The sequence below is a fragment of the Alkalibacillus haloalkaliphilus C5 genome (genome assembly GCF_000269905.1).
GTDB classification, from domain to species: Bacteria; Bacillota; Bacilli; order Bacillales; family Alkalibacillaceae; genus Alkalibacillus; species Alkalibacillus haloalkaliphilus_A.
In genome coordinates, this window is record NZ_AKIF01000235.1 from 1 (window position 1) to 2,270 (window position 2,270).

Sequence of the window (2,270 nt, forward strand, 5' to 3'; positions counted from 1 at the left end):
TAATCTTATCAATTTCTTTTTCAAGTTTATCTTTACGTTTTTGACTCTTATGAAGCTCACGTTCCATATTATAAATCGCAGACCCTAGTGATTTAAAGCTTTTAGGATTATACGGCTCGTCTATTTCAAACCCAATCTTGATCGGGTCCTCATAACGGTCTGATTCAATTTGTCGGATTTTCACTTTCTTCGGTGGATTGTTTAAGAGTTCTCTAAATTCACGAACCTTTTCTCTGCTTGTACCGGCTACGACGACTTCCACTTCATCTTTCAATGATCGCTGTACATAACCGTGTAGGCCAAGTGATTGGGCTTGTTCTTTCATCCATTGGTGGAATGAGTTGCGTCGGACACGCCCTTTGAGTGTGTATTGACGCGCGTATAATTTGCCATCAGGTGCATCATTGACTTCGACTTCGATTGCTGAGCGGTCTGTTAACGGTTCTAGTACTGCATTTAGGTCAAAATACACTTTCGATTTGCTCGTGTCGATGCCTTTTGTTTCAGGGAAATAGTAATCGACAATTGCTTTAGGGATGTCTCGTGCTTTACCTTCTGAAGGGTAAAGGATTCCTCCGATTTGTGCAGTTGGGTTTAATTCGATGACGACTGGTGGTATACCAGTGTTTTCATCGTAAATAATATCAACCCCACCGTGATAAAGGCCTGGTACAGCTTTTAATGCTTTAACAGCTACTTCTTTAATCTCAGTAGGAATCGTGTCTGTCACATCAATTGGGTCTCCACCAGAAGATACATTCGTTTTCTCACGAAGATAAATCAATTCTCCTTCTTCTGGGATGCTGTCGTAGTTGTACCCTGCTTTTTCGATAAACTCGGTAATTTCAATATCGACTTCAATTAGGCAACTGTGAAGTCGAGCATTTTTACGTCGTTCTTTATTTTTACGGTTTATTAATTGTTCGATTGTATGTTCACCGTCTCCAACAACGTTCGCTGGTACTCGGTTATAAGCTGCTACAACTTCGTCTTCAATGACATAAACTCGGTATTCTTCACCTGTAATATAACGTTCGGCAATAATGTCTTGATAGCCTAATTCATCCCGGACATAACGTAAAGCATGATATAACTCTTCATCGTTTCGGATGTTTGTAATAACACCATTTCCTAAACTTCCGTCTACAGGCTTTATAACAAGTGGGTACTGGATCTCTTGTGACGCTTGTTGAACGACTTCTTCATCAGAATGCTCTCCATTAAAAAGCTTCCCTATTGGACATGGAACGTCTTGATTTAATAAATAACGTTTCGTCTCATCTTTATCTGATCCGATTTCAACTGCTTCATTCGTTATTTTATCGCCACGTGTTCTAAAGAAATAGTGCGTATGTTCACCACTACTTAAAGAAAATAGTCGCCCTGGTGGGTTTACGCCGAAGATCACCATGTCTTGAAAGTGCTCAGAATCTTTTGTATACCATTTTAAATTAAGACCTCGACGCCATCCTTCTAATGCAACGGAGTAGGCGCATAGTTTCGTTTTTTTTGCTTGTCGCACTACGTCATTTGTTAAATGAGGTAATGTAATCATTTGTTGGTCTTTCATTATTCATTACTCCCTAATTTTAATTAAGATCTTCTGATCGATTTAAACATAGCACCGATCAGCCGAATAGGATAGGATATTCTCCAAGAGAAACTCTTCAAGTAAGTCTTGTAGTTTTTTTCAAGTGAATGAAGCTCTTGGTTAATTAGCTCTAATGATTGCTGTAATTCTTGCGCGCGTTCTAACTGAAGGTGTTTAGCCGTTTTAATCTCAACGCCGATATTTAATGCTCCATCATACGCTTCTTCAGTTACACTTTCAATTTCTGACCTTTCTGGGTCTTCGTAGAGTGCTTCTTTAAATTCTTCGACTGCTTCAGAGTCGGTACCTGCTGCAACAACTTCTATACTATCGTCTTCAAGCATGACAATTCGTCCGAATAAATAACGCTCAAATAATTGTTTACGTAGTCCTAGGTGGAAACCGTGGTTACTTACATCACCTGTTACGATATATTTCTTTGCATACAGTTCACCCTTAGGCTTGGGTGACATAGCTGCAACTTTAGCCGTACGAGTCAATAAAGGCTCAAGTACTGTTTCTAAGTCAAAGTAAAGTCTACTTTGGTCTTGAGTAATCGGCTCTGTTTCAGGGAAGTAGTAATCAATGATTGCTTTTGGAATATCATTTGGCTTACCTTTCATCGGGAAGACAAGTCCACCAATTTGTGCTGTCGGGTTTAGCTCTAAAACAACACCTT

General features: G+C 39.5%; 2 protein-coding genes. Both read right to left on the minus strand.

All coding sequences use genetic code 11. The features are described from left to right. The coding region (locus A194_RS0115875; RefSeq protein WP_017187769.1) for an acylphosphatase at positions 1–1,570 on the minus strand (1,570 nt) is incomplete at its 3' end. Between the two features lie 23 nt (positions 1,571–1,593). Continuing rightward, positions 1,594–2,270: acylphosphatase (locus tag A194_RS0115880; protein WP_017187770.1), on the minus strand; the 677-nt coding region annotated here is incomplete at its 5' end.